At 62.7% G+C, this 19,945-nt stretch carries 17 protein-coding genes and 1 pseudogene; 8 read left to right on the top strand and 10 right to left on the bottom strand.

Going from position 1 to position 19,945, the window contains the following annotated elements:
- Positions 1-150: 150 nt before the first annotated feature.
- The 4 genes and pseudogenes from AUC70_RS10345 to AUC70_RS18855 all read right to left on the bottom strand — a co-directional run.
- Positions 151-3,126, bottom strand: coding sequence for a FecR family protein (locus AUC70_RS10345; protein ID WP_158007426.1), 2,976 nt, complete (start codon positions 3,124-3,126; stop codon positions 151-153).
- Positions 3,127-3,332: 206 nt separating this feature from the next.
- Positions 3,333-4,937 carry a FecR family protein gene (locus AUC70_RS10340; RefSeq protein WP_141702071.1) on the bottom strand — a complete coding sequence of 535 codons (1,605 nt, stop codon included), beginning with the start codon at positions 4,935-4,937 and terminating at the stop codon, positions 3,333-3,335.
- The gene (locus tag AUC70_RS18860; RefSeq protein WP_425283595.1) at positions 4,913-5,086 is read right to left on the bottom strand and encodes a hypothetical protein; all 174 of its coding nucleotides are present in this window, start codon (positions 5,084-5,086) and stop codon (positions 4,913-4,915) included. Before AUC70_RS18860 ends, AUC70_RS10340 begins: the two co-directional genes overlap by 25 nt.
- Before the next feature lie 868 nt (positions 5,087-5,954).
- Positions 5,955-6,155 (bottom strand): annotated as a pseudogene (locus AUC70_RS18855) (tetratricopeptide repeat protein); the annotation flags it as partial.
- 675 nt (positions 6,156-6,830) lie between these two features.
- Here AUC70_RS18855 and AUC70_RS18400 point away from each other — a divergent pair.
- The 6 genes from AUC70_RS18400 (at position 6,831) to AUC70_RS10305 (ending at position 13,242) form a co-directional block, all read left to right on the top strand.
- The gene (locus AUC70_RS18400) at positions 6,831-7,763 is read left to right on the top strand and encodes a septal ring lytic transglycosylase RlpA family protein (protein ID WP_069444790.1); all 933 of its coding nucleotides are present in this window, start codon (positions 6,831-6,833) and stop codon (positions 7,761-7,763) included.
- Between the two features lie 131 nt (positions 7,764-7,894).
- A complete protein-coding gene (locus AUC70_RS10325) occupies positions 7,895-9,073 on the top strand; it encodes a D-alanyl-D-alanine carboxypeptidase family protein (protein ID WP_069444789.1) in 1,179 nt (392 codons plus the stop codon).
- A gap of 26 nt (positions 9,074-9,099) precedes the next feature.
- A complete protein-coding gene (gene tmk, locus AUC70_RS10320; RefSeq protein WP_069444788.1) occupies positions 9,100-9,747 on the top strand; it encodes a dTMP kinase in 648 nt (215 codons plus the stop codon).
- 24 nt (positions 9,748-9,771) lie between these two features.
- Positions 9,772-10,902, top strand: a complete 1,131-nt coding sequence (locus AUC70_RS10315; protein WP_069444787.1) for a DNA polymerase III subunit delta' — start codon at positions 9,772-9,774, stop codon at positions 10,900-10,902.
- A gap of 53 nt (positions 10,903-10,955) precedes the next feature.
- On the top strand, positions 10,956-12,521 hold the full coding sequence (gene metG, locus AUC70_RS10310; protein WP_280138243.1) for a methionine--tRNA ligase: 1,566 nt from the start codon (positions 10,956-10,958) through the stop codon (positions 12,519-12,521).
- Positions 12,522-12,693: 172 nt separating this feature from the next.
- Positions 12,694-13,242: a hypothetical protein gene (locus AUC70_RS10305; protein ID WP_069444786.1), complete on the top strand. Its 549-nt coding sequence runs from the start codon at positions 12,694-12,696 to the stop codon at positions 13,240-13,242.
- 93 nt (positions 13,243-13,335) lie between these two features.
- On the opposite strand, the gene AUC70_RS18395 is transcribed toward AUC70_RS10305, so the two are convergent.
- Positions 13,336-13,470, bottom strand: coding sequence for a hypothetical protein (locus AUC70_RS18395; protein ID WP_280138242.1), 135 nt, complete (start codon positions 13,468-13,470; stop codon positions 13,336-13,338).
- A gap of 11 nt (positions 13,471-13,481) precedes the next feature.
- On the bottom strand, positions 13,482-13,829 hold the full coding sequence (locus AUC70_RS10300) for a glutaredoxin family protein (RefSeq protein WP_069444785.1): 348 nt from the start codon (positions 13,827-13,829) through the stop codon (positions 13,482-13,484).
- A gap of 155 nt (positions 13,830-13,984) precedes the next feature.
- On the opposite strand from AUC70_RS10300, the gene AUC70_RS10295 reads away from it, so the two are divergent.
- Both AUC70_RS10295 and AUC70_RS10290 read left to right on the top strand, forming a co-directional pair.
- Entirely contained in the window at positions 13,985-14,791 is an 807-nt protein-coding gene (locus AUC70_RS10295; protein ID WP_069444784.1) for a TatD family hydrolase, read from the top strand.
- Positions 14,788-15,585, top strand: coding sequence for an MBL fold metallo-hydrolase (locus tag AUC70_RS10290; protein WP_069444783.1), 798 nt, complete (start codon positions 14,788-14,790; stop codon positions 15,583-15,585). Before AUC70_RS10295 ends, AUC70_RS10290 begins: the two co-directional genes overlap by 4 nt.
- 22 nt (positions 15,586-15,607) lie before the next feature.
- Here AUC70_RS10290 and AUC70_RS10285 read toward each other — a convergent pair whose 3' ends face one another.
- The 4 genes from AUC70_RS10285 to radA form a co-directional block, all read right to left on the bottom strand.
- Entirely contained in the window at positions 15,608-16,321 is a 714-nt protein-coding gene (locus AUC70_RS10285) for an SDR family NAD(P)-dependent oxidoreductase (RefSeq protein WP_069444782.1), read from the bottom strand.
- The gene (gene purF, locus AUC70_RS10280; RefSeq protein ID WP_141702069.1) at positions 16,318-17,817 is read right to left on the bottom strand and encodes an amidophosphoribosyltransferase; all 1,500 of its coding nucleotides are present in this window, start codon (positions 17,815-17,817) and stop codon (positions 16,318-16,320) included. Before purF ends, AUC70_RS10285 begins: the two co-directional genes overlap by 4 nt.
- Before the next feature lie 63 nt (positions 17,818-17,880).
- Entirely contained in the window at positions 17,881-18,441 is a 561-nt protein-coding gene (locus AUC70_RS10275; RefSeq protein WP_069444780.1) for a CvpA family protein, read from the bottom strand.
- 143 nt (positions 18,442-18,584) lie between these two features.
- Complete coding sequence (radA, locus tag AUC70_RS10270; RefSeq protein WP_069444779.1) at positions 18,585-19,940, bottom strand: DNA repair protein RadA; 1,356 nt, start codon at positions 19,938-19,940, stop codon at positions 18,585-18,587.
- Positions 19,941-19,945: the final 5 nt, after the last annotated feature.

Below are 19,945 nucleotides of genomic sequence, written 5' to 3'. Positions count from 1 at the left end.
TTTCGCCAAACCGCCAAAACTTCCGAGACGCAGCGGAATAGGGCGCCGAAATGTGGCGAAGAAAACGCTCAAACGACGCTTTTTGGGGGGTGCGGAGGTGGCTGTCAGCAGTCGGGAAGGGCGCGTGGGAGGGCGTTCAGAAGGGTAGACTCAGCGATTGATACGCTGCGTGCCGCCGAAGATACCGTTGGCGCGCCACTTGTCGTTGGCCTGGTGCACGTCGAAGTTCCCGATTACGCCCTTTGGGGTCTTGTCCAACCCTCGGAACCCGACAAAGGAGCCACTCGCGGAGCCGACGATCGACCTACCTGCATTGTTAGTGTTGAGTTTGCCGACGATGCCGCTGAATCCCGACGTTCCCGGCAAATTTACGAGCTTACCGCCGAAGTTCCGGTTGTCGAAGTTCTTGATTGAGAAATCGCCGCTACGTTTGGCGAACTTCCAGTCGAGGGTCATGTCCCCCCTGGCGACAGACTGGTTCCAAGTCCCGTTCTTGAACTTGGCGACGGTGCCGATCGCGTCACCTTCGTAAAGTGCCGTTGCTTGGAGTTCCTGGAGCCTATCAATATTCTCTTCTGGGACAACATCGCCCGCAATCCACCAGCCAAGATGGGTATCCTCGGTGACCTGCTTGCCCGAGTGATCGGTATAGCGCGAGCGCGTGCCCCAAGCGCCCCATTTGATGAAGTCGCAGTCCTGGCAGAAGGCGCGCCTCTGGACGAGTGGACCTTCAGGGTCCGCGGGGTTCGTCACCGTTTGTCCAGCGAACAGCACCTCGTTTGCGCCCAAGGCATCCGCGCTGACGATATAGCCCTCCACATCCGGCGTGTAGTCATGGTCGACCAGAGTAGGCACGTCGATTTCGTAAGTCTTCGTGGTCTCCCACGGCGTGCCCTTGAGGAAAGTCTTGGTTATGATGGTCGGGACAAGCTCCAACGTTGTCTCGCCGATTTCCGACTCGCCCGGTGTTTCAATTGCTCCAAAGACATTGTCGCTGATAAGGGCCGAATTGCCTTCACCTCCGAATTGGTAGCTGTATCTGGGATTCTGAAGCAGCCGACCATCTCCCACATTGACCGACGCTGTGAGCGTGTTGGTGGGCGAATCCAACTCCAAAACGACTTCGTCCGCCGAATTGTTGACGAGCGAGCGCAACTCGTTGTTGCCGGCCCGTTGCGAGAAGCCGGCCGCAAAGCCAGTGAAGGTGCCGGACGACGTTTCGCTCCCCTCGATGGCTTCGGTCCCAGCGGCGACGTGATAAGTGGCCCCCGACTGCTCAATTGGGCTTGTGTCGCCATTGAGCGGCGTGTCGCGGCCGGCGTTTTCGGTGCCGGGGCCGCCGAGGGTCAGGACGGCATTCGGTAGCGCATCGTCGGCACCGAGGAAGTGACCGCCATCGGGGCCTTCGAGACTCGCGATGTCGCCCGTGAAACTATAATCCTCGCCGTCGAGGTCCGAGCCACCCCTGCGAGATCCTTGAATGCCACCTTCCGGAGACCATTCGCCCAGCGCGATATTGACGAAGGACTGACGGCTGGACTCGCCGGTACCGAGGGCAAAGGTCGATTGTAGCCAAACCGGCCGGCTCTGATCGTCAGGGGCGCCGGTATTCTGCTCCTTGGCCAGTAGCGGTGTGACGACGCCGATCACATCGTCGGGCGTCGAGTAATCGGTCGACATGGCGGATGCGAACGGAGCCGCGCTCTGCTGGATCACATCGCTCGTGAGCGCAAAAACATAAATCTTGCCGCTGGGAGCTTGGAAATTGTGCTTCTTGCCGCCGAAGATGAGAAGGGATTCGTCGAGAGCGTTGAGCGGCCCCAGCTCTTCGTTGGCGTTCTCGCCTCGGGCCACCTGATATGCAAAGAAACCTGGCTTGATGACCGCCCCGCCGAAATATTCCACCGTCTCGCCGTCGACGATCACCTTCGCATCCGTGACGGGACAGAAGCCGTTGACGCACTGAAGTGTCTCCGGGAAATCGAACTGCAGCGACGGCCGGCCGCCGAGATTGTTGACGTCTAGTTCTGCGAAGTCCGAGCTGAAGTCAGACTGAACGTCGACTTCGCAATTCTGCCCCTCGCAGCCCTCCGGATCGACGGACGGAAGGTCGGCGACAAGACGTCTGTCGATGACCTGGAAGGTTGTGTTGAAATCGCCGGTAGCGATGCCGTTCGGCGCCGTCTGGATGATGCGTGCGTCGATCTCAGGCGGCGGGGCAGGCGGAGTAGTTGTGGTGGTTGGCGTTGGTGTCTTCGCCGGCGTGTTGGTCGGCGGCGGAGTATCTTGCGTCTTCTGTTCTTCGATCTGTTTTTCGATTTCGTTGTTGATAGCCTCTGAAGTCGCACTGGAAACCATGTCCTGAATGCTGACTGACTGAGATAGCTGGTTCGTTCCGGCCTGCTGCTGCCCGCCGCCTTCGGATCCGCCGTCGGATCCGCCTTGACCACCATTGCTTTGACCGCCGTTTTCGCTGTTCGATGCAGTCGAACCGCCGCGACTGGTCAGTGCTCTCGCAAAGACAGCCGTATCCTCGGCCGTGGTGGGGCGGACGGTGCCGCTGCCGCCGCGCGAAAGATCGAGCGTGTAGCCGGGCTGATAGACCGTTTGCGTTCGCCCGTTCCGGCCTTGCATCGACATAGAGTGGCCGTAGAGGAAGGAATAGATCTTCTTCTGCGTGTTGCCCTGGAACATGCCGCCGCGAATGGCGAGCGCGCCCGACGGCGTGTTCACCTTCACGCCGCCCGCGTTCTTCGACAGCTTGCCGCCGATGAAGCGCATGGAGCCCTTGGAGAAGGTCGCGACCAACTCGCCCGTCTTCTTGTTCGGGTCGTAGACGAACTTGTCGATGACGAGGTTGGAGTTGGGGCCGACCGTGAAGGTCGAGCCGTCCACCAGCAGCACCTGCACGAGCCCTTGCGCCGTGGTCTCGATGCGCTCGTTGTAGAAGATCGACTTGCCGATATTCAGCTGCTTGTTGGGCACGCCGGAGAGCGACGAAAAGGCGTCCGGATTAACGGCCGCTGCGACGCCGACCTTGGCGGCATAGGCGGGGGCGGACAGGGCAAGGCCAACGCCCGCGCTACAAAGCAGCGCGATCGCCACGGCGCTGCGTGGCAGCGTCAAGTGACCGTTTCTGACCATCCCTCAAGCCTCTTCTAAAAGCCGTAAAGAAGAGAAATTCCGATTATTGATATAGCACAGTTTTGCCGGGTTTCATTGTCCAATCGCGCCAGTTGGACGGGCCGGTACTACCTGCGGCACCACTTTAGCTGAAGCGCTCTAATGCTTTGCAGCAGCACCAAAAATGCCCGTTGCACGGTAGTAGTTGTTCATGTCTTTGCGCCCCAGTTGCCAATGACTCCGGCAGCCGGGCGCCGTCCGTCGGTCACGAAGGAGCCGAAGGCGCCGCCCGAAACGGGAATCTGTCCGGCCATGCCGCTGATGTCGCCGGAGAAGCGATTCACGCTTCCCGGTGTGGACATCGTGCCGGAGACGTTCAGCGTCGGCGGGGTGTAATTCTGCAAGGGCGACGAAATGGCTTTGAAGTCGGAGATCGAGAGCTGGCCCGAGCGTTTGGCGAAGCTCCAGCTCATGTCGAGATCGCCGCGGCCTTCGACCTGCGCGCCGTCCAGATTGTAGTCGAGGATCGTGCCCCGGGCCGTTCCGGAGTAGGTCGCCGTGCCGGTCGTCGGCAGGTCCTTGAACGCGGTGACCGCGCCGCCAACCCACCAGCCATTGTTGATGTCTTCCTGCATGGCGTACGGGTCGTTCGGGTAAGAGCTGTACTTATAGTCCGCGTGGAACTCGCCCCATTCGATGAAGTTGCAACCCGGGCACATCACTTGCGTCCGCCGTTCTGCCCCACCGGTCGGGTCGGTCACGTAAAATGGGTTTCCGCTGTGGTCGATGAGCCGGAGGCTGGACAGGGTCCAGTTGTTGTTGGAGACCGGGCTGAACTTGAAGATGCCGAGATTTGGTCCGGATGGTTGCGGAGACCCTTCGACGTTGTGCAGCGTCAACGTGATGACGTCGGAGTCCTCATTGTAATCGAAGTCGGTCGAGTACTTGCTCCCGACGGTGGTGTAATTGCCGTAGTCGTCGTGCGCGATGCCGCTGCCATAGCCGCCGATCGTGAAGTCGATGCTCGTCTCCTCGAGCTGCTCGATAGTCGTCTCCTGCAACGCGAGTATTTGCTGCAGGATTTCGTCGCTGATCCGCGTACCGGTGGCGTCGATGATCATCTGCTGGAAGTCTTGCGGCAGGATCACGAAGTTCTGCGGCGGGGGCTGGTTGTCCGTGGTCACGCCGGCCGTATTCGTGTTGCCGTTGGATAGGCTGGCCAGGATCGTCTGAATGTCTTCCGCGGTTGTCGGCCGGATCGTCGGCACCCCGCTGCTCAGGTCGAGCGTGTAGCCGGGCTGGTAAACCGTGTAGACCTTCCCGCTCTTGCTCTTGAAGACCATCTCGTTGCCGAAAAGGAAGGAGAAGATGGTGCCGCGCGAGGTAATCGCGCCCTGGGCCATGCCGCCGCGGATGGCCAGGCTGCCGTCCGGCGTGTTGACGGTCACGCCGCCGGGATTCTTCGAGATCTTGCCGCCGATGAAGCGCATCGAGCCCTTCGAGAAGGACGTGACGATCTCGCCGGTCTTCTTGTTGGGGTCGTAGACGAACTTGTCGATGACGACGTTGGAGTTCTTGCCGACGGTGAAGGTAGAGCCGTCCACGAGCAGAACCTGAACCACGCCGTTGGCGTCGGTGCTGATCCTCTCATTGTAGAAGATCGATTTGCCGATGCGGATTTCCTTGCCGCCGGAAAAGGCGTCCGGATTGACGGCGGCCGCCACGCCCACCTTGTTCGCGGCGGCGTGCGTTGGCGCACCGAGAATCGCCGCGCCGAGTGCCATGAACGCTACGACTGCGCGTACGGCACCCACGCTAGAACCTCTTCTGGATGCCAAGCATCGTCGTCAGGTCGTCGAATGTCCGCAGGTCGTAGTTGGACTGCTGGTCGCGATACTCGACTTGCGGCACGAGCGCCCAGGTCTCCGCGACAGGGACCACCACCGCCGTCCGCGCCCACCACGTATCGTCCCGCTCGGACTCGTTGGGATCGATCGTCGGATCGGGATCGTCGTAGTCGCGCCGGATGCGCCCGCGCCCAGTTGCCAAGTCAGGGGGTAGTCGGCACGCCACAGCGGGTTCTCGAAGGTGTAGGCGAACCCGGCCGAGAACGCGACTTCCGTATTGGCGTAGAAGTCGGCGTCGGCCGCCTCCCGTTGCGCGTAAACCTGGGTTGTCAGAACGAGACCGGGCGTGAGGTAGTAGGTGTAGTTCACCCCGAGCCGGGTCTGAAAGCCGGTGCGCAGCGAATTGGTGGGCAGTTCACTGTTGTCCTGGAAGTCGCGGTAGCGCGTTTCGAGGCGGGCATCGAGCACGCTCTGCGTCGCCGCAAAGCTCAAGAGCCGGATACCTGCGCCCGGTGCGTAGAAATACGAGTCGTAGCCGAGATAGGACAGGTCGCCGATCGCGTAGAGAAACAACCGGGTCTGGTCCCAGCCGATGCGCTTCATGTTGAAGCTCGGGCCGAGGGTGACCTCGAAGAAGTCGAGATCGATGTCCGAGAGTTCGTCGTCGAAATAGACCGTCGAGTAGGCCAGGAAGTCGAACTCGATCCGGTCGCCCTGGTTCTTCAGATCGTAGGAGTAATGCAGCGTCCCGATGTTCAACCAGCTCCAGCCGGGGCGGCCGACGGACTGGTCGCCCAGGGTGAAGTCGATGCCGTTCAAGGTCACCGTGTTGGTGCCCGGGCCAAAGTTGGCGTTGCTCTCCCAGCGGATGGCGCTGAAAATCGACGCGGAGAAGGGCGGCGGGTCCGCGGCGAGGGCGAGCTGCTGGATATAGAGCCGAACCTGGTCGGCAATTTCGTTCGGCACGCTCGGATTGAGGAGCACCTGTTCGAAGTAGCTGCGGGCGACCTCATAGGCGCCGAGCTTGTAGTAGAGCACGCCGAGCTCGAACTGGAGGCGGGGCGTGTTGGGCGCGTAGATGAGCATGCGCTCGAGGGCGGAAATCGCGCCTTCATAGTCGCCGGCATCGGACGAGGCTTGTGCGTATTCGAATGCGAGATCGAGATCGCTCGGATTGGCGATCATGCGCTGAAGCATAGCCTCGCGCTGCGGTTCGGAGACCCCAGCGGCGGACACGATCCCGGGAACACCCAGGACCAGACACACCGCCGCCGCAGCGGTTGTCGCCAACTTCGCCCACGAACCCATTCGTACGTCCGTTCGGTTGTTACTTTGGTGAGGTGTCAGTCTATGCTGACAGCAGCACCCGCCCATCACCCCGGACGTTAGCCAGTTAACCTTTGCGCGACAAGGCTTGCAGGGTGTTTCCCGAGTGATTTCAAAGACTCTGTGGCCGTTGGGGCACGGGATTGTCTTGCTATGGTTAACAATCTGATGCTGTCAGCTTGACCGCGCTATAATGGCCTGATTCTGGGGCATATTTTATGCGCCGGAGAGTCTTTCCACCGGAGCGTCTGCAAATAGGGGCCGCATTTATTCTTTGATAACCGAGTTGGGCTCACATTGAACGTGCGCCGGAGGAGTTCACTTTGTTCTGCGTTCGTAGCTCTTCCGGCGCGGCTTCCTTGAGCCCTTTTGGGGGGCGGATCATTGGACGGGGTGACATCGGACGGACCTGAGCCCAGCTCCGGCCGCGTTAAGTCTCTGACTCGACGCGTCTTTGACGCACGGGCGTGGTTTGTTCTCCTTCTTCTTTCGGTATCGGTCCTCTGGCTTTGGCCTGACGGGGTGCCCGAGGGCATGGAATCCGCCGGCCTCGGGAAGCGGTACGTCCAGATCGGCGAGTCCGCACCCAAAGGGGGCGGTCATTTCAAGATCGGCGACCCCTACGAGATCGAAGGCGTGCGCTACGTTCCGGCGGCAGACCCCAGCTACGATCAGAGGGGCGTCGCGTCCTGGTACGGCGACCTGTTTCACGGCCGCAAAACATCCAATGGCGAAATCTTCGATATGGAGCGGTTGTCGGCCGCTCATCCTACCTTGCCGCTGCCCATCTACGTGAAGGTCACCAATATCGACAACGGCCTGAGCGCGGTGGTGCGCGTGAACGACAGAGGTCCGTTTCGCGATGGGCGGCTGATCGATCTTTCCCGGCACACAGCCGAAGTGCTCGGATTCAAAAGGTCCGGCACGGCCAATGTGCGGGTGCGCTATCTCCGCAAGGCGAGTCTAGACGGCGACGATGCGTTCGAGCGCGACTATCTGTCGACACGGGGCTACTCGCAATATGCCGGGACGACCGACCCCGACGGCATGGCGGAAGTTGTGATCGCGGTGGGGCCGCCTGGGCCTCCGCCGGTGCCGCCGTTGCCTGATCGGCCCGACCGCTCGGCCATTGTTGCCGTGGCCGAGGCGACTCCGGAGCCGACGGTTATTCGTGGCGGCGGAGTAGGTGACGTGGCGGTGACCGGCGCCATTGGCCCGTCTTCATCCGAAGACCTTCAGGGCCCCATGATTCAGGCTGGATTCTTCAAGAACCACGCGAACGCGCAACGGGCGCGGACCGCACTCGCAGGTGTCGGACCGGTCGAAGTCGCGCCGATCGCCGAACAGGGCGAGACCTATTACCGCGTCCGCGTCGGGCCGTTTGTGGATGGGATAACCGCGGCGGCGGCACTGTTGGACGTTGCCGATGCAGGGTACCGGGGCGCCAAAATCATCTTGCAAAACTGAGCGTTGGTCCGTCCCCGGTTGATTTTTAGCATTAACCATTCGATAGTGGCCGCGCCTAGGCGGCCGTCTTTGGCGGCGGTTAGACCACCATTCCTCAAGAACGATGTGATCGCGTGCGCTCTCTGCGTAGATTGACGAAAGTTGCCGTTGCCTGCGCATTCTGCGCGCTTGGCGTGGCGTTGGCCGCGGGCGTTGCCTCTGCGGCGGCGAAGAAGACCAACGAATTCACCACCAAGGCCCAAAGCGGGATTCTGATGGATTCAGGCGCCGATCTCGTCCTCTACGAGAAGGACGCCGATAAGCAAATTCCGCCCGCGAGTATGAGCAAGCTCATGACGCTGGCCGTGGTCTTTCGCGAGCTCAAGTCAGGGCGCATAACGCTCGACGACACCTTCACCGTGAGCGAGCACGCTTGGCGAACCGGCGGCGCGCCGTCTGGAACCGCCGCCATGTTCGCGCCTCTCGGTAGCCCGATCACCGTCAGCGACCTGATCCAGGGCGTCACCGTTCAGTCGGCGAACGACGGGGCGCTCATCCTTGCCGAAGGGATCGGCGGGACCGAGGGCGGCTTCGTCAAGATGATGAACGACTACGCGAAGCAAATAGGACTGACCGGCTCCAACTTTGCGAACCCGACCGGGCTTCCTGCCGAAGGCCATCTGATGACGGCGCGCGATCTGGCGCTGCTCTCCAAGCACATCATCGAAACCTTTCCCGAGTACTATCACTACTTCGCGCAGAAGGAGTTCCGCTATCGGGACAAGTTCACCTTCCGCAACCGGAACCCGCTCGTTTGGGCCGATATTGGTGTCGACGGTCTGAAGACCGGCTACACGCAGGAGGCCGGGTATGGCCTCGTGTCGAGCGCCAAGCGCGGCGACCAGCGGCTGGTGCTCGTTCTTACGGGGCTCGAGAACAAAGGCGATCGCGAGAAGGAGTCCCGCCGGGTGCTGGAGTGGGGCTTCAAGAGCTTCCGTCCCTTCCGGCTGTTCGAAGACGGGCAGCAGGTCAGCGATGCATTGGTATGGGGCGGTGAGAAGCACTACGTGCCACTGGTCGGCGACGGCGCGATCGATCTCCTCCTTCCGGCCAGCGCCACGGGTGCCGTCTCGGGTGAGATCATCTACGAGGGACCCATCAAGGCACCGATCAAGAAGGGCGACCAGATCGCGACCTTGAAAGTGAAGTCGGCCGACCTGGCTGCGATCAACGAGATCCCGCTCTATGCCGGCGAAGACATCAACAGCAGCGGCTTCGCCATGCGGGGCATCGATTCCCTGCTTGTGCTTGCGTTCGGCTGGTTGCTCTAGCGCCGGGTACGCGAGCCCCTTCCACCATGCAGCAAGCCATCGAGATCGGACGCTTCATTACTTTCGAAGGCGGCGAGGGCTCCGGCAAGTCGACCCAGGTCAACATTCTTGCCGAGCGGCTGTCGCGCTCCGGCCGGCCCGTATTCGTGACGCGCGAACCCGGCGGGTCGCCGGCGGCGGAGGACATCCGTGAGGTGTTGCTGTCCGGACAAGTGGCGCAATTCGGCCCGCTGGCGGAGTCCGTCATGTTTGCGGTCGCACGTGCCGATCACATCGAGAATGCGATCCAGGGCGCGCTGCAACAGGGCCAGTGGGTCATCTGCGACCGGTTCGTCGACTCGACGCGGGCCTACCAAGGGTCGACGGGCGGCGTGCCGCGGGGGCTCATCAATGCCTTGGAGCAACTCACTGTCGGTGCCGTGATGCCCGACATCACGTTTGTTCTAGACATTCCGGCCGAGGAGGGGCTTGCGCGCGTCGCGGCGCGCGCCGAAGGTCAGGAACTCGACCGTTTCGAAAGCCAGGAGCTCATGAGCCATGAGCGCATTCGGCGTGGATTCTTGGACATTGCGGAGGAAGAGCCGGGCCGCTGCGTCGTGGTGGACGCAAGTCAGCCCGAAGCCATGGTCGCCGAGGATGTCTGGGAGACGGTCCTGCAGCGCCTCAATCCGTAATCGGGGCGTCCTGAGCAGTCCATCATGAGTGCCGCACCGAATAAGGCCAGCGCCGGTCCCGTCGAGCCCGATCGGCTGGAGCCGTTCTCGAGCCCGCGCGAGGTGGATCGCGTCTTCGGTCACGACGAGGCGGCGCAGGAGTTCGAAGAGGCGCTTCGCAGCGGGCGCCTGCATCACGCCTGGCTGCTGGTAGGCCCCGAGGGCATTGGCAAGGCGACGCTCGCCTATCGCTTGGCCCGCACCATCCTCGCCCACGCAGAGGCCGGCGATCTTATTCCCGGCGAGCCGGCGGACGTCGCACCCGATCACCCGATCTTTCGCAAAGTGTCCGGCTTGGCGCATCCCAACCTGCTGCTCATCCGCCGTACGTGGATGGAGAAGACGAAGCGCTATTCGCAAGTGATCAGCGTCGACGAAGTGCGGCGGCTGCGCAGTTTTCTCGGCAGCACCGCCGGCGATGGCTCGTGGCGCGTCGTGATCGTGGACCGGGCCGACCAACTCAACCAGAACGCCGCGAACGCTCTGTTGAAGGCGCTCGAAGAGCCGCCGTCGAACACGCTGTTCCTGCTGGTTTCGAACGCGGAAGGGCGGCTGCCGGTGACGATCCGCTCCCGGACCCGCGCCTTACGCCTGTCTCCGCTGGACGATCCGGCGCTCGCCGGGGCAGTCCGGGCTGCGCTCGAGCGGGACGGACTCGAGGCCGACGAGGAAACGCTTCGCATGGCCATGGCCTTGTCGCAGGGGAGTGTGCGGCGCGCGCTCGAACTCGTCACCGGCGAGGGCATCGGGCTCTACAACGATATCGTCGCCACGTTCGAGGCACTGCCGGATCTGGACGGTGCGCGGGTGCAGCGCCAGGCCGAGAAGCTGGCGAGCGTCAACGAGACGGAGCAGCTCGAACTCTACCTCGCGCTGCTACTTGGGCTGATCGAACGGCTGGTGCACTACGGCGCCACCGGGACGGGGCTCAGGGGAGCGGAGGAGAAGCTCGCGCAACGCTTGCTGACCGCGGAGACCTTGCCGGCCTGGGCCGAGACCTGGGAGGCGATTTCGGCCGCGCGCGCCGAGACGTTCGCATTGAATCTCGACCGGGGCCTGCTCGTCCTCAACAGCTGGTTCGGCCTTCAGGAGCTTGCATCCGGCCAAACATCCTGACCTGTTGAATGAGCATGCTTGGCAGGGAGGGGAGGCAAGGCTATGTCTCCGCTATGGGAGACAAAATGGCCGACAAACAAACCTATTACATCACGACCGCGATCTCGTATCCGAACGATGCGCCGCATATCGGACACGCCTACGAGGCGGTGGCGACCGATGCGATCGCGCGCTTCCGGCGGCTGCAGGGCAAGGACGTGTTTTTCCTCACGGGCACCGACGAGCACGGCATCAAGATGCTGCAGACGGCCCGCAAGCAGGGCATCGAGGTCTCCGAGCTCGCGGACCGCAACACGCCAAAATTCCGTGAGATGGTTGAAGTGCTCAACTGCTCGAACGACGACTTCATCACCACGCGCGAGAAGCGCCATAAGCGCTCGACGCAGGAGCTGTGGCGGCGCATGGCCGCCGCCGGCGATATCTATCTCGACAAATATGCCGGCTGGTACTCGGTACGCGACGAGGCCTATTACGACGAGAGTGAACTGAGCGAGGGCCCGGACGGCGCCAAGCTCTCGCCGCAAGGAACGCCCGTCGAGTGGGTCGAGGAGGAGAGCTACTTCTTCCGTCTGTCGCAATTTCAGGACAGGCTGCTCGCTTACTACAATGAAAACCCGAATTTCATCGGCCCCGAAACGCGCGCCAACGAAGTGAAAAGTTTCGTGCGCGGAGGTTTGCGCGATCTGTCCGTCTCGCGCACGACGTTCGATTGGGGCGTGCCGGTTCCGGACGACCCCAAGCACGTCATGTATGTGTGGGTGGACGCGCTGACGAACTACATCACCGGCGTCGGCTTCCCGGACGAAGACTCCGAGTCCTTCAAGAAATACTGGCCGGCGGACGTCCATATCATCGGCAAGGACATCATCCGCTTTCACGCGGTCTACTGGCCGGCCTTTCTGATGTCGGCGGGCGTCGCGCTCCCGAAACAAGTGTTCGGTCACGGCTTCCTCTACAATCGCGGGGAGAAGATGTCGAAGTCGGTCGGCAACGTGATCGATCCGAACGCGCTCGTCGGCGAATACGGTGTCGACCAGATCCGCTACTTCCTCTTGCGCGAAGTGCCGTTCGGCCAGGACGGCAACTACAGCCACGACGGCATCGTGCAGCGTATCAACGCCGACCTTGCCAACGACCTCGGCAATCTGGCGCAGCGCTCGCTATCGATGATCGCCAAGAACTGTGGGGGGATCGTTCCCGAGCCCGGCGCACTCACGGACAACGACAAGGCGATCCTCGCCGAAGCCGATGGGCTTCTGCCACGCGTGGAAGCGGAGATCGACGCCTTCGCCATTCACAAGGCGCTCGAAGTCATCTGGGCCCTGATTGCGGATGCAAACCGCTACTTCGCGGGCGAAGAGCCCTGGGCCCACAAAAAGACCGACCCGGAGCGCATGGGTACGATCCTCTACGTGACGGCTGAGGTGGTGCGCCAGGCAGCCATTCTCGCACAGGCGGTGATGCCCGAGAGCGGTGCCAAGCTGCTGGACCTGTTGAATGTGCCGGTGGAGGCGCGGGCGTTCGATCGTCTCGGCGAGGCGGGGCGCCTCAAGCCTGGAACCGAGCTACCGCCGCCGCAAGCCGTCTTCCCGCGCTATGTGGAGCCGGAAGGCGACTAGCTTCGCTAGCGGGCTGACGGCGGGCCGAGGCCCTCCGGACGTTTCTCATTAATCCAGATTCGAATTCGCTCCAGACATCGCTGGGACACAATATCGCGCACTAGTAGTATTCTGATCTGTATACTCGAATCGCACAGAGTTCGGGTGATGAGAGGAATGGAGTCAGCGATAGATGCCGGATTTCGACGAGCTATGCAGCCAGTTCGCACAATTGATGGACCGTATCGATGCCTGCGATCGGCGTGCGACAGGAATCCTGCTGGAGCTCGCGAACGCCTTCAAATACCGGATCAACGCACCTGAGAAGTTCACGAACCCGCACTCCGGGAGATACCATCCCTACGTGGCGGCCTACATGGACGACCGGGACCCCAACTCTGCCGAGCAGTATCAGCTGGTGCGTGATGTGCGGACCGAGTTGCCGCGCGACGAGGAGGGGCAGTACGATGGCTACGTTGGCCTCACCATGTCGCGCGAGCCCGATGCGTTTCCAAAGAAGACGTGGTTGGTGAAATGCCGGATCAAGGTCCATCGCGGCAGCGTCGATGTGGCAATCGCCGACCGTCCCGCCATCAACGTGAACGTGGGGGACGACAAAACCTTCGAACCTTTGGTGAGCGCGTTGGACGCTTACTACAGGCAGATTCTGTCCTTCGATCCCACCAGCGATGCCACTGCCGACAGATCGATAGGGTTCATTGATCACACTGGGATCGTTTGACGGTCGGCGAGGATCGCCGCAGCCACAATGCCACGGGGCAACTCGACCCTGCTTGGATCGAGTCGGTGCCCGGCAGTCGAACCGGCGAGCCGGTTAGTTGCTGACGCTGTCGAAGAAGGCCGAGACGAGGACCGCGAAGACCAGAGTACCGGCAAAGGCGAGTGCGATTGTCATACAGGGCAAACGCGGATCCATGAATTCGGTTCCGTTCTCGGTCGCGCTTTCCATGAGAAGTTCTCCTAGCGGCAAAGCTTCTGGATCTTGGCTGTGTCGAGGCCGCTGACAACGGACCGGCCGATCAGGGTGCGGGGCACGGCGAGGTTGCCGAAGCGCCGCTGCATGTCTGCCTTAACGCGTGGGTTGTCCGCATCCAACAGCGTGTAGCGAATGCGGTTAAGATCGAGATAGGACCGCAGGCGGCGGCAGGTGCCGCACCAGTCGGCACTGTAGACGTAGACGCGCTTGCTGCAGGCTGCCTGCGCGGCGCCCATGGGCAGCATAAGCAGGGTAGCTGCCGCCAGTGCGGCCGTGAGCGCGAGGGTGATCCGGCGCGCGGAGAAGTCTGTTCTGTCGAGGCGTTCGGGCATTGTCTTGGGTCGCGGTCGCCCGTGCGTGGCGACCGAGGTCGTCCTTTTGTTTCGTCGGCTTGTTTCGTCTGCGAAAGTGCTGCACAAAGGCACGACTCAGGTTCGCTTCGGCGAAGCTAGCATATTGAACCTTAACGACATTTCATCTTTCCGTGATGCTGATCGATAGCCACTGCCACCTCGATTTCCCCCAGCTCAAATCGGACCTGCCGGGGGTGCTCGCGCGCGCCCAGGACGCGGGCGTAGGGCTGATGGTGACGATCTCCACCTATGTGTCGAAGTTCGATGAGCTGAAGGAGCTGGTCGAGGCGCACGACAACATCTTCTGTTCCATCGGCACGCATCCGAACAACGCTGCCGAGGAGCCGGACACCACGGCGGAGCAGCTGATCGAGATCGCACGTCATCCGAAAGTGGTCGCGATCGGCGAGGCGGGGCTCGACTACCATTACGACTACGCGCCTCCGGCGCTCCAGGCGAAGGGCTTCCGCGCCCACATCGCTGCCGCGCGGGAGACCGGCTTGCCGCTGGTCATCCATTCGCGCGAGGCCGACGAGGACATGGCGGCCATCCTGGAAGAGGAGACCGCCAAGGGCGCGTTTCCCTTCATCCTGCATTGCTTCACGAGCGGGCCGCAGTTGGCGCAGCGGGGCCTAGCGCTCGGCGGCTATATCTCGTTTTCCGGTGTCGTGACCTTCAAGAAGGCGCAGGAACTGCGGGACATCGCGGTGTCGGTGCCGGCGGACCGGCTGCTGGTGGAGACGGACGCGCCTTATTTGGCGCCGGAGCCGTTCCGCGGCAAGACCAACGAGCCGGCCTATGTGGCCAAGACGGCGGCGCGGCTTGCGGAAGTGCGCGGGCTTGGGCTCGACGCACTGGCGACGCTGACAACCGATAATTTCTTCAGGCTCTTCAGCAACGTGCCGCGTTCTGCTCTCAAAGAGCACTCAGACGCCGCATGAGCTTGAAGGCCACAATTCTCGGCTGCGGGACCTCCGGCGGCGTGCCCCGGATCGGCAATCAATGGGGGGCCTGCGACCCGTCGAACCCGAAGAACCGCCGCCGCCGCTGCGCGCTGCTTGTGGAGCGGGAAGGGGAGAACGGCGTGACCCGCGTGCTCGTGGACACGCCGCCCGATCTACGCGAGCAGTTGAACGATGCCGATGTGGGTCTCCTGGACGGCGTCCTCTACACCCACGACCATGCCGACCATGTGCACGGCATCGATGACCTGCGCATGGTCGCCTATAATGGCCGCCGCCGTGTGGATGTGTACTACCTGAAAGAGGCGGGTGACGTGTTGCGTCAGCGTTTCGACTATTGCTTCGACACGCCTCCCGGCAGCGAATATCCGCCGGTGCTAAACGGGCACGAGGTCACCCCCGGCGAACCCATCGTCATCGACGGACCAGGCGGTCCCATCGAGGCGGTTCCGTTTCTCCAGCAGCACGGCTCGACGGACTCGCTCGGCTATCGCTTCGACGGGCTCGCCTATTCGCCGGACGTGAGCGACTTCCCCGAGGAGTCGTTGAGGACGCTCGAAGGGCTCGATATCTGGATCCTCGATGCGCTGCGCTACACCGGCCATCCCAGCCATCTGAGCGTGGATCAGGCGGTTGGTTGGGTCGGGCGTATGCAGCCGAAGCGGGCGATCTTCACCCATATGCATGTCGATCTGGATTACGAGACGCTCAAGGAGCAGCTCCCCGACGGCATCGAGCCGGCCTATGACGGGATGGTCATTACCACCGGCTAGATCTTGATCGGGCTGCGTTTTGTCAGGCTACAGGAACGATCTGTCCGGTTTCGGTGACGGACGGCAGGCAGAGTTTGACGATCGCCTCGGCCGCCTGCTCGGGGCTGTTGATCGTGCTCTGGTCTTCTCCCGGATAGGCTTCGGCCCGCATGGATGTTGCAGTCGCACGGGGATCCACGATGTTGACCTTGACCGTGCTGTCGGCCGCCTCGTTGGCGTAGGTTTTCGCCAGGGTCTCCAATCCGGCCTTGGAGACCGAATAGGGCGCCCAGTAGGGCCGACCCTGCGCCGCCACGCGCGACGAGGTCACGAAGACGACGCGGCCGGCATCGGAGAGGCGAAGCAGCGGATCGAGCGTGCGGATCAGCCGCCAATTCGCGGTGAGATTGACCGCGAGCACCTTCTCCCAAGGTTCCGACGGAATGTGATTGAGTGGACGCAGGCCCCCGAGAATAGCGGCGTTGCCGACAAAGATGTCCAGACGGCCGAAGCGCTCATAGAGCGAGGGGCCGAGCGGGTCGATCGCGGCACCGTTCGCAATGTCGAGCGGAATGAGCGTGGCCTTGCCACCCGCTGCGGTGATCTCGTCGTCGACCGCCTCGAGCCTCTTCTGATTGCGGCCGAGCAGCAGCACATGAGCGCCGTCAGCCGCCAAAAGCTTGGCCGTGGCGCGCCCAATGCCCCGAGAGGCACCGGTGATCAGGGCGATGCGGTCTTTGAGAACAGGGTCGGTCAACCGACCTCGGCAAGGAACGAAAGCTGCTTCTGCTGCGGCGGGCCTTCGCGATCGCGCAGCCGCGTCGGATATTCGCCGGTGAAGCAGTGGTCCGTGAACTGAGGATTGTCGTCGTCGCGGCCGTCAAAGCCCATGGCGCGGTAGATGCCGTCGACGGAAATAAAGGCCAGGGAGTCCGCTCCCATGAATTCGCGCATCTCTTCGAGTGTGCGGTTGGCGGCCAGAAGCTTGTCCTGGTTCGGCGTGTCGATGCCGTAGAAGTCGGGGTGGGTGATAGGCGGGCTGGAAATGCGCATATGCACTTCCTTGGCCCCGGCCTCGCGCATCATCTGCACGATCTTGAGGGATGTGGTGCCGCGCACCACGCTGTCGTCGATCAGGACGATGCGTTTGCCTCGAACCTGCAGCTCGTTGGCGCTGTGTTTCAGTTTGACGCCGAGCTGCCGGATTTGCTGCTCGGGCTCGATGAAGGTGCGGCCGACGTAGTGGTTACGGATGATGCCGTATTCGAACGGGAGCCCGGACTCTTGCGCGTAGCCGATGGCCGCCGGCACGCCGCTGTCGGGAATGGGAACGACCATGTCCACGTCGGCGGGTGCCTCCAGGGCGAGCTGCCGGCCCATGGCTTTGCGGACGTCGTACACGGAGCGGCCGTCGATGATGGAATCGGGACGGGCGAAATAGATGTATTCGAAGATGCACAGCCGGGCCGGATTCTTCGGCACGAAGCGATGGCTCTCGAGACCGTCCTTGGTCGCGATGATCACTTCGCCGTTCTCGACCTCGCGGACGAATTCTGCGCCGATGATGTCCAGCGCGCAGGACTCGGAGGCCAGCACCCAGGCATCCCCGAGACGGCCGAGGACGAGAGGGCGGATGCCATACGGATCGCGCGCGCCGATCAGCTTCTTGTTGGTCATGCCGACGAAGGCGTAGGCGCCTTCCACCTGCAGCAGTGCCTCGACGAAACGCTCGACGAAGTTGCGCTTCTCGCTCCGGGCGACGAGGTGAAGGATGACTTCCGTGTCGGTGGTCGACTGACAGATGGCGCCCTTGCTGATCAGGTTCTCGCGCAAGGTGAGCGCGTTCGTCAGGTTGCCGTTGTGGCAGAGGGTGAAGCCGCCGGACTCCAGATCGACGAACAGGGGCTGGACGTTGCGCATGACCGCATCGCCCGTGGTGGAGTAGCGCACATGGCCCACCGCCATGTCGCCCTTCAAGCGATCGATGACGGGGCGGGATGTGAAGTGGTCGCCGACGAGGCCCATCCGGCGTTCGGTGTGGAAGTGCTCGCCGTCGAAACTGACGATCCCCGCGGCTTCCTGGCCTCGGTGCTGAAGCGCGTGCAGGCCGAGCGCCGTCAGGGCCGCGGCGTCGGGATGGTTGAAGATGCCGAAGACGCCACATTCTTCGTGGAGCCGGTCTTCTTCAAGCCATTGAAGTTGCGTCGTTTCGTCGTGGTGGTCTGTCACGGGCGAGGACCTTTCGTCATCCATAAATAGTCGCCCCATCCGGGGCTTCAATGCCACGCAACTGGATACTTTGACGCAAGCACCTAACTAGAGCGGCGCGTCTTGCTGCTGGGCAGGCGCACCATCCGTTGCCGCGTCGCTGCCTTCCTCTTCCTTCTTGGGGATGAACTCCTCAGGATTGGTCGGCAGCAGCGACTCGATGGCGACCTGGGTACGCTGCAAGACAGGATAAGAGCGCGCGCTGGTGACCCACTCTGGCTGGTCTCGGGCAAGCGCGGTGAAAAGAATGAAGACGATGGCCACCAGGAGAAAGCCACGGGCCAGGCCGAAGACGAATCCGAGCGAGCGGTCGAGCGCTCCAACCCGGCTGTCGAGCACCTTGTCGGAGATGCGGAAGGTGATGAGGCTCACGACGATCAGCGTGACGATGAACACCGCCGCGGCGAAGGCGATCTGCGCGATGCTCGGATTGTCGATGTAGGGCGAAAGGACTTCGTAGTAGCGCGGCGTGAAGTACAGCGCGGCAACGGCCGCCATGGCCCAGGAGAAGATCGACAGCACCTCGCGGGTGAAACCGCGCACCATGGCGAGGAAGCCCGAGATGAGCATGATGACGATCAAAATGATATCGAGCCAGGAAATCGGCATGCCACGACGCTCCCTCGGAAGAGTTACTAACCTATCACGATTCTCGCGGATGAAGCACGAATGGGCCCCGTTGTGCAATGGCTTGGGGGTCACACTTCGTCGCAATCCACGACTGGGTTAACCCTCGGGCAGGGCGAACCAGGTCACGAGTCTTCGAGCTGGGACACGGGGTTGAGCACGATGCCTGCCGTGTCGTGTTCGGCAGGCCCCTTGCCCGCGGGCGCAACGGCCTGGACGAAGCCAAGCTTAGCCGATTCCTTGAGACGCTGCTCCGTGTGGCCGACCGCGCGGACGGCGCCGGTTAGGCTCACTTCGCCGAAATAGACCGTGTCTTCGGGGGCCGCGCGCCCCGTGAAAGACGAGGAGCAGCGCGCGGCCGCGGCAAGGTCGGCGGCTGGTTCGTTCAGCCGCAGGCCACCGGCCACGTTGAGATAGACGTCGTGGCCGCCAAGCCGCACGCCACAGCGCGCCTCGAGCACGGCCAACAGCATCGAGAGGCGGTTCTGGTCCCAACCGACCACGGCGCGGCGTGGCGTTCCCAGCACGCTTTGTGCCACGAGGCCCTGGATCTCCACGAGGATGGGCCGAGTGCCTTCCATGCCGGCGAACACCGCGGTTCCCGGTGAGCCCCGGTCGGCATCGTTGAGGAACAGCGCCGAAGGATTCTCGACCTCGCGCAGGCCCTCCAGGCGCATCTCGAACACACCGATCTCGTCGGTGGGCCCGAAGCGGTTCTTCACCGACCGCAGGATCCGGAACTGGTGGCCGCTTGAGCCCTCGAAATAGAGCACCGTATCGACCATGTGCTCGATCACCTTGGGACCGGCGATCTGGCCGTCCTTGGTTACATGGCCCACGAGGACCAGGGTCGTGCCGCTGGCCTTCGCGTAGCTGATGAGCGCGGCGGAACAGCCCCTCAGCTGCGAGATCGTTCCCGGCGCGGATTCGATGCCTTCCGACCAAAGCGTCTGGACAGAGTCGATGATGACAAGAGCAGGGGGCGGACCACTGCTGAGGGTGGCGATGATGTTGGCGACGTTGGTCTCGGTCCCGAGCGCGACGGGAGCGCCCGCGACTCCGAGACGTCCCGCCCGCATCCGCACTTGGGCAGTGGCTTCCTCGCCCGACAGGTAGATGACGGGCGCCCCCTGCTGTGCGAGCTCGGCCGCCGCTTGCAGGAGAAGCGTGGACTTGCCGATGCCTGGATCGCCGCCCACGAGGACGGCTGCGCCTGGCACCAGACCCCCGCCCAGGACGCGGTCCAGCTCCGCGATCCCGGTCCTGAGGCGCGGCGCATCCTCGGCCTTCGCGTCCAATGTCTCGAACTGCGCCTGCCGGCCTTTGCCGCCCTTGATGGCCACGAGGGCGGGGCTCTGCGAGGGAGTCGCGGCCTCCTCGATGAGGGAGTTCCACTCACCGCAGGCGGCGCATTTGCCCGACCAGCGCGCGGCGACGGCGCCGCAGGATTGGCAGACGTAAGCTTTGGAGGGTTTTGCCATGGTCC

The organism is Methyloceanibacter stevinii (genome assembly GCF_001723355.1).
GTDB classification, from domain to species: domain Bacteria; phylum Pseudomonadota; class Alphaproteobacteria; order Rhizobiales; family Methyloligellaceae; genus Methyloceanibacter; species Methyloceanibacter stevinii.
This window is presented reverse-complemented; position numbering and strand designations above follow the sequence as displayed.

Coding starts and splice junctions, on each gene's coding strand:
- tmk (WP_069444788.1), top strand. CDS start 9,100: ATGCAGCAAGCCATCGAGATCGGACGCTTCATTACTTTCGAAGGCGGC.
- AUC70_RS10290 (WP_069444783.1), top strand. CDS start 14,788: ATGAGCTTGAAGGCCACAATTCTCGGCTGCGGGACCTCCGGCGGCGTG.
- purF (WP_141702069.1), bottom strand. CDS start 17,817: ATGGATGACGAAAGGTCCTCGCCCGTGACAGACCACCACGACGAAACG.
- metG (WP_280138243.1), top strand. CDS start 10,956: ATGGGAGACAAAATGGCCGACAAACAAACCTATTACATCACGACCGCG.
- AUC70_RS18395 (WP_280138242.1), bottom strand. CDS start 13,470: ATGGAAAGCGCGACCGAGAACGGAACCGAATTCATGGATCCGCGTTTG.
- AUC70_RS18400 (WP_069444790.1), top strand. CDS start 6,831: ATGGAATCCGCCGGCCTCGGGAAGCGGTACGTCCAGATCGGCGAGTCC.
- AUC70_RS10305 (WP_069444786.1), top strand. CDS start 12,694: ATGCCGGATTTCGACGAGCTATGCAGCCAGTTCGCACAATTGATGGAC.
- AUC70_RS10275 (WP_069444780.1), bottom strand. CDS start 18,441: ATGCCGATTTCCTGGCTCGATATCATTTTGATCGTCATCATGCTCATC.
- AUC70_RS10300 (WP_069444785.1), bottom strand. CDS start 13,829: ATGCCCGAACGCCTCGACAGAACAGACTTCTCCGCGCGCCGGATCACC.
- AUC70_RS10315 (WP_069444787.1), top strand. CDS start 9,772: ATGAGTGCCGCACCGAATAAGGCCAGCGCCGGTCCCGTCGAGCCCGAT.
- radA (WP_069444779.1), bottom strand. CDS start 19,940: ATGGCAAAACCCTCCAAAGCTTACGTCTGCCAATCCTGCGGCGCCGTC.
- AUC70_RS10295 (WP_069444784.1), top strand. CDS start 13,985: ATGCTGATCGATAGCCACTGCCACCTCGATTTCCCCCAGCTCAAATCG.